This is a genomic window from Pseudoalteromonas sp. P80D2 (genome assembly GCF_036680945.1).
Lineage (GTDB): Bacteria > Pseudomonadota > Gammaproteobacteria > Enterobacterales > Alteromonadaceae > Pseudoalteromonas > Pseudoalteromonas shioyasakiensis.
Genome location: NZ_JAZDAR010000011.1, coordinates 1 through 1,078, shown reverse-complemented (window position 1 = coordinate 1,078; position 1,078 = coordinate 1). Strand labels below are relative to the sequence as shown.

1 pseudogene is annotated in these 1,078 nt (G+C 41.4%); it reads left to right on the top strand.

Annotated features, from left to right (window positions below):
* Positions 1 to 67 precede the first annotated feature (67 nt).
* Positions 68 to 1,078, top strand: a pseudogene (locus tag VRK28_RS00130) (IS3 family transposase); the annotation flags it as partial.

Sequence of the window (1,078 nt, the reverse complement as noted above, 5' to 3'; positions counted from 1 at the left end):
TGTTGTGCTTCAATGAAACCGGACACTAATTTAGGTGGTATTATTACCACTCAAACAGAGGTGTTCTATGACAAAACAACGTCGCTCTTTTTCTCAAGAGTTTAAACTTAGTTCAGCAAAATTAGTTCTTGATGATGGATACTCATTTCCAGAAGCTGCTCGTTCACTAGAAGTCGGTGAAACAGCCCTTCGACGTTGGGTTAAGCAATTACAAGAAGAGCGTGGTGGCACAACACCAAATTCTAAAGCGCTTACTCCTGAGCAGCTTAGAATTCAGGAGCTTGAAGCTAAAGTTAATCGGCTTGAAAGAGAGAAAACAATTTTAAAAAAGGCTACCGCTCTCTTAATGTCAGACGAGATAAACAATATTCGTTGATAGACCAATTAAGTGAGCATGAGTCAGTGGAAATGGTCTGTAGCGTATTGAATGTTCCGCGTTCGAGTTATTACGATTTTAAGCAGCGTGTGACGTCAATTAAACTTGAAGAGGTGCAGCTTAGATCAACGATTAATGAGTTATTTTCACTCAGTCGTGGAGCTGCTGGTAGCCGTATGTTGGCGGTGATGCTAAAAGAAGCTGATTTACCTGTAGGCGTTTTTAAGGTACGCCGTATCATGCGTGATATGGGGTTGGTCTGTAAACAACCTGGGCCTCATTCATATAAATTAGCGACGGCGGAGCGACCAGATATTCCAAACAAACTTAATCGTGAGTTTCAAGTAAATAGCGCAAATCAAGTTTGGTGTGGGGATATCACCTATATTTGGACAGGTAAAAAATGGTCTTATTTGGCTGTTATTATCGATTTGTTTGCTCGCCGTGTAGTTGGTTGGGCAATGTCTGATAAGCCTGACACTGACTTAGTTATAAAAGCATTAGATAGAGCATACGAACAACGAGGGAAACCATCTGGACTGATGTTTCATTCAGATCAAGGTAGTCAGTACAACGCAAGAAGGTTTCAACAAAGACTGTGGCGTTACCGAATAGAGCAAAGTATGAGTCGCCGAGGGAATTGTTGGGACAATGCACCAATGGAGCGTCTATTTAGAAGTTTAAAAACAGAATGGGTTCCCT